The 6,093-nt window shown below is 58.0% G+C and carries 3 protein-coding genes and 1 pseudogene; all 4 read left to right on the forward strand.

Annotated features, from left to right (window positions below):
• Positions 1-77: 77 nt before the first annotated feature.
• A pseudogene (locus DIE21_RS36450) lies at positions 78-2,405 on the forward strand (type VI secretion system Vgr family protein); the annotation flags it as partial.
• 35 nt (positions 2,406-2,440) lie between these two features.
• Positions 2,441-4,393 (forward strand): triacylglycerol lipase, encoded by a 1,953-nt coding sequence (locus DIE21_RS36455; protein ID WP_124502163.1) that lies wholly within the window; start codon positions 2,441-2,443, stop codon positions 4,391-4,393.
• Positions 4,387-5,427, forward strand: a complete 1,041-nt coding sequence (locus DIE21_RS37480; protein WP_260432612.1) for a T6SS immunity protein Tli4 family protein — start codon at positions 4,387-4,389, stop codon at positions 5,425-5,427. Before DIE21_RS36455 ends, DIE21_RS37480 begins: the two co-directional genes overlap by 7 nt.
• 11 nt (positions 5,428-5,438) lie before the next feature.
• On the forward strand, positions 5,439-5,726 hold the full coding sequence (locus DIE21_RS36465; protein ID WP_124502164.1) for a PAAR domain-containing protein: 288 nt from the start codon (positions 5,439-5,441) through the stop codon (positions 5,724-5,726).
• The last annotated feature ends 367 nt before the right edge of the window (positions 5,727-6,093 follow it).

Genomic DNA, 6,093 nt, shown 5'->3' on the forward strand with positions numbered 1-6,093 from the left:
CGACTTCTTCATGACAAGGTTTCTCCTGCGGCCTTGCCACTAACTTTACAGTGGGATACTTCAGAGGGGGAAGGTCAGTGTTTGATCGGTATCCGCAGCTACGCGGACAGTACCGTTTCTCGCTGTCGTCCGATCCTGCCAAGCGTTCGTGGTGCAGGCAAAGCGAATCCGATCTTCACTTCGTGAACCGCCTGGTCGAAGCCGAGGGCTGGTATTTCTACTGGGTCCACGAAAACGTTAGCGAAGGTGACGCCCCCAAGACGACGCTCGTCATCGTTGACCGCGTCTCGACACTTCCCGACGCAAAGTCAGTTGAATTCATTCGGGCGAACGAGAGCAACGAATCTGACGGTTTCGCCCATTGGGCTGCGGTGCAGACGATGCAGAGCACGCGTTATATGTCGCGTGCTTTTGATTACAAGCGACCCGCGTCCAATTTTCAGGTTGAGAGTGGACTTGCCGCGACAAGCTATGTCGCAGAGGAGCGCCGCCAGAAAGTTGAGCATAGCGTTCCTGATGCGCCGATGACGGTCTATGAATCGACGGCTTACGGCTATTCCAGTTCGGACAATGGCGAGGCGCGAGCGCAACGGCGAGTGCAGGTGTGGGATGCGCGCGCAAGCCGGTATTTCGGCGTAGGCGGCGTGCGGTGGCTCGATGCTGGTTTGCGGTTCGTGTTGAACAGTCATCCTCGCCACGAGGATGGCGACTCGAAGAAGCGAGAGTTTCTGGTGGTCGAGGCGCGTTGGTTCATCGAGAACAACGTTCCGATCGGCCAGCAGACGGCCGAGTTTCCGCAAAGTCTTCGCGCAACGCTGGCCGAGCAGCAGGCGATTCACCGTGAGCGATTCAAGACGCTGGGGCATGAGGCGGATGGTTCGGCAGGATTTTTCGTGCTCGAAGTCGAGGCGCAACCCACGGCTGTCGAATACCGGAGTCCGCTGGATCATCCGAAGCCGGTCATGTCGATCGAACACGCGCTTGTCGTGACCCCGGATGGCGCGGAAGCGTGGACGAACGATCGGAACCAGATCAGGGTGCATTTCGCATGGGATCGCAAGAATCCACAGGACGCCTTCAACTCCTCACCGCTGCTGTCGTCGCTTCAATCCGATACCGGTAACGGTTATGGAGCGGTTCACGTGCCGAGGGCGCGGGAATGGGTCATCGTCGGTTACTGGAACGGGGATTGTGACAAGCCGTTTGTGTTGGGTCGGATCAATGGTGGGACGACTCCGTCCCAATGGCATTCGAACGCGTTGCTGTCCGGGTTCAAGTCGGAGGGGTTCGGCAAGACGGGCGCCTACAACTCGTTCGTCCATGACGATTCCACGAATCAAAGCGGGACGCGGCTGGTCAGCTATACCGGCAAGAGTTATGCGGCGCTGACGCAGGGCTACCTGATCAAGCATGACGGCAATACGCGGGGGCAGTACTTGGGTGCGGGTTTCATCTTGCACGCCGACGAGTTCGGTGCGGTTCGTGCTAGCAAGGGACTGTCCATCAGTGCGCACTCGAAATCCTACGACGATGAGCAGATGGGCGTGGACGAGGCGCGATCGCAGTTGCAGCAGGCAGGAATGCTGGTCGAGTCGCTGTCCAGCGCAAGCACGACTGCTCAGGCGGAATCGCTGCAAATCGGACAGGATGCGCTCAAGGCGCTGTCGAAGGATATCCAGCACCCGGTATCGGGCGATACGTCGGGCGGCGTGACGGCAGGCGGTGGTACGGGCAGCGCCAACGGATTTGCGCAGCCGAACATCTTGGTATCGACGCCGAAAGACATTGCACTGATCGCGGACAGCTCGACGCATATCGTCGCCGAGAAAGAGGTCAACGTCGTCAGTAACGAGAACACGTACGTTGCGACCGGCAAGTCGTTCGTCGTGGCGGCTGCGGAAAAGGTGAGCTTCTTCGCGCAGAAACTCGGTGCGTACTTCGTGACCGCGAAAGGTCCGATCAAGCTGTCGGCCAACACGGATGACGTGAACGTCAATGCCGGCAAAGACGTGACCGTGAAGGCCAAGCGCATTGTGCTCGATGCCGATGAAATCATCATCAAGGCGGGCGGCTCGTACACCCGGTGGGTGGCCGCTGGCATTGAAGACGGCACGCAAGGCCCGCGCACGATCAAATCGGCGTCGCTCAGCCGTCAGGGGCCGAGTTCGATTGCGCAGCATATGAACAGCCTGCCGCAGGCCAAGTTTAACGATCCGTATGTGCTGCGCGATCGCATCACGGGAGAGGTGATGAAAAACCACCCGTACGAACTGATCCGCGGTGACGGCACACGCCTCAGTGGGATGACGAACGAGCTGGGGCACGTGGCCGAGCAGAAGAGCGAGGATATCGAGAAGCTGGCGGTGCGCGCATTGCGGCCGAAGCCGAACGGTCCTGCAGCATGAATCCGATAACCGATGCGCGAATTTGAAGAACAACGATGAGCGAAAACACAGATCAATCCGGCGGCGGATCGCCGTTCAGTGACGATGCCGAGAACGAAGTCGTCCAGCAGGCTGGTCGCACGGACAAGGACGGCGCGTCGGTCGGGCATTTTACGTTGACGCCGGCGAGTGACACGCGCTCCAAAGAACTGCTGTGCGACGTGCGGCCAATCATTCCGGTGATCTTCCTGCCAGGCGTGATGGGCTCGCCGTTGGTGAACACCGAAACCGGTGACGAGATGTTCTTTGCACCGGAGACGGACGGCCTATTTGGGAAGGCGGGCGCATTGCCAGCACTGATCGGCCTGTGGTTCAAGGGCGCGTCCACGCGGGAAAAGCTGTTCGACCCGACCCTGGCAGCCGTCACCCCGTTCGGGCCGGTCAGCGCCGGCAAGCACGAAAAGGATGCTGAACCAGACCAGTACGTGGACGAGAAGGAGGCCATTCGGCGGGGTTGGGGCTCAGTGTATCGGTCGAGCTATCAACCCATGTTGGCGTGGCTGCAGGAGCAACTGAACGAGCCGATGCATCTGGGGAAGCATAAAGGGCCCTGGATTGCAGGCGACCCCGACGGCAAGAAGTGGGCGCTGAAGCCGCTGCTGGACACGGAGCCGGCCGACTACGGGTCGATCGGCGTCGGCGCGCAAGGCCGGGGGCAGGCGATCGCAAAAGACTCGGAGGTATTCAAGCACTTCATGAAATACCAGTACCGAGTGTACGCAATTGGGTACAACTGGCTGCAATCGAATGAAAAATCGGCACAACAGGTGATTGATGGCACGGATTTCAAGGACAAGAAGACCGGCAAGACGGCGCGCCTGATGGGCATCAGGGAGATCATCGAGGAGAACCATAGCGGCAAGGCGATTATCCTCACGCACTCGATGGGCGGGTTAGTCGCACGAATGGCGATCGCGATGCACGGTGGAGCGGACCTGATGCACGGTGTATTCCACAACGTGCTGCCGGCGACCGGGGCGCCAATCGCGGCGAAGCGGTTCCGCACAGGAGGTGGCAGCGAGGGCGGGGTGAACGGTTTCATCAACGGTGCCCTGCTCGGGAGCGATGCAGACGAGTTCGTAGCGGTGGCGGCGAATGCGCCGGGACCGCTTGAGCTGTTGCCGATGCCGGATTACCACAACGGGGAGGCATGGTGGATCTTTTCGCGGCTTGACGGCACTCCGGTGATGAAGTTTCCGAAGGAAGGGAGTGCATACAAGGAGATTTATGCCAATACCAAATGGTACGGATTGGTACCTGAGGAATCCGTGTCGCTACTCGATCCGGCAGGAATGGTGAAAAAGCGGTTGGACGATTTGGGGCGTGGGGACACTGTTCTTAGCAATTTCCAAGCATTGATGGGAGACGTTGTTACGGTAAATCAAAATAAGATAAAAAATAAATACCATGATAGGACTTACATTTCCTATGGCGACGGAGCTTTGCCGCCTAAAGGGCAAGCTACCTCAAGCAATGAGTCAAGCAAACCTGCGATCGAGAAAGGCAAGGAGCTCGATGAGCTGTTGGCATGGGGTACGGTGATCTGGAAGGGCAACGTGCCGGCCGGCGTAACGGAGGAAGAGCTGCGCGCTGCACGGTTCCTCGGTGAGAAACACGACGATTCCCACACAGGGACGCTGCGCGTGCACCTGGACTCGCGCAATGTCACCATCGAGTTCGAGGTGCAGAAGGTGGCGAAGCTGCCGCCGGGCAGTGACGCCCCCGATCCTGATAAGAACGGCATTATCCCAGGCGACGGTACTGTGCCGGTCTGGTCGGCCGAAGCACCCGCGTATGGCTTGGAAGGGGGCGCGGCCAAGGGTATACAAGTGGTGTTCGACCAAGGAGGATATGTGCATCAGGAAAGCTATAACCATCCATGGGCGCGCTGGGCGCTCCTCTATAGCATCGTGCAAATCGCGCAAGATGCTCCGGAGCCGAAATGCTGACGAGAATTGGCCGACTCCTATTTTTAGTGATGGGCGTGTGCGCCTGTTCGATGACCTTTTCTGTGGAACCGACGATGACGAATCCCTTGTTGTCCAAGCCGCGCCCGTGGTGCATCGGGCGCTTTGTGTTCCAACGACCTGCGACTAGCGAAATCACGAATCAGCGGTACGCGTTTCGAGGAGAAAAACTGGAGACACAACACAATGCGTCAATTGCCACATATCGAGAAAAAGTAAGCAATTTGGAGAAGACCCTAAAAACAAATATACGCATCGATCCGAGTGATAATAACAAACCAACGAATCATGCTTGGCTGGAAAGGGAGGTCTCACCAAGAAGCGACTCCAAGGCTTTTGTTTATCAGATGTCGCACACTGAGGGGATAAGGCTGCCATTTAAATCTGAGGGTTTTGTTTTTGATGGTGATGAAATATTTCATACGGCCGGATCATTTGGTCCAGATGCATTGAGCAAATTTGAAGGGTTTTATACTGATCTATATCGGCGCATCAAGGCGCGCGATAACTGGTCGGTCCCGACCGAATCGGGATTCTGCTTCGATGGCGGGATCGTCACGGGGGCTTCGACCTATCCCGAAGAAGCCAGCCAGTCGTTCGCGCTGATGCCGGGGCGGCCGGCGCTACTCGTCATTCAGACGCGCAAGTCGATGAGCGAGGACCAAGGGCAACCATTGACCAAGACGCTTCCTGATCTGCGCGCGAGGATGGATCAGCTTTCGAGCGGCAGCTACCGCATCCTGCGGCAAGGCAAGCGCACGGTGGCCGGGATGGACGCCGAGGAAGTGTTGTTCGCGCTGAAGGAAGGCGAGATCACGTCCTATCGCTTTTACCTGCTCGCGCCCGGCGATCCGAGTACGTTGGCAAAGCCGCATACGGCAATTCAATTGTTGCTCGGTGCTAGTAGTCCCGATTTGAAGCCTGAAGAGGCGACGTCACCGGTCGATGAGGCCGGCGCACTGCAGACGTGGGACACGCTGTTGAACAGTCTGCGACTGCGGCCTGGCGCAGTCTGAGCGGGGGCAACATGCGACGCTACGACATCGTGAAGGGTGACACGACGACCGTCGGAGGCATCGTGCAGGGTGGTGACGGACAAGACATTCTGCACGGTCGCGAACAAGCGTATGAACACGATCCGGTATGGTGCCCGGTGTGCAAGACACTCGGCGTGATTGAGTGCGACGGACCACGTCATTCGAGCACCGGACCGGATGGCCGACAATCGGCGCTGAGTGATGACCTCTGTCGGTGCGCATGTCCAACGCCGCCGAAGCTGGTGGCGTCACAGTCGGTATCGTATATCGAGGTCTAAGCGACAGAGAACAACATGTTCCGAAAGATGGCAAATGAAGTTGTACTGCTGGTGCTGGTAGTAAGCGCGACCGAGTGCGCTTCGACCGAAATATTGAACGGCGACATGTAGTTTTCCGTCCCTATACGGGGCCGATGCCTTGATGCTAGATGCCCCTCTATTCTTTGGTGTGTTGGTAGCGAGACCTTGTTTCCGTGACGACCCGTGACGAACGTTTCGAAATGCTTCGGGCTTACCTTGCGGACGCGGGTTTTGTAGCGCTCGACCGCAAGTGGCATACCGTGCATCATTGGACTTGCCCCTGCATGACCGGACACGCAGTCATGCTTAGGTTAGCGAATTTTCTTGCTGGCGAAACTCGCGTGGC

The sequence above is a fragment of the Burkholderia sp. Bp9140 genome, from assembly GCF_003853425.1.
Lineage (GTDB): Bacteria > Pseudomonadota > Gammaproteobacteria > Burkholderiales > Burkholderiaceae > Burkholderia.

Coding starts and splice junctions, on each gene's coding strand:
- DIE21_RS36455 (WP_124502163.1), top strand. CDS start 2,441: ATGAGCGAAAACACAGATCAATCCGGCGGCGGATCGCCGTTCAGTGAC.
- DIE21_RS37480 (WP_260432612.1), top strand. CDS start 4,387: ATGCTGACGAGAATTGGCCGACTCCTATTTTTAGTGATGGGCGTGTGC.
- DIE21_RS36465 (WP_124502164.1), top strand. CDS start 5,439: ATGCGACGCTACGACATCGTGAAGGGTGACACGACGACCGTCGGAGGC.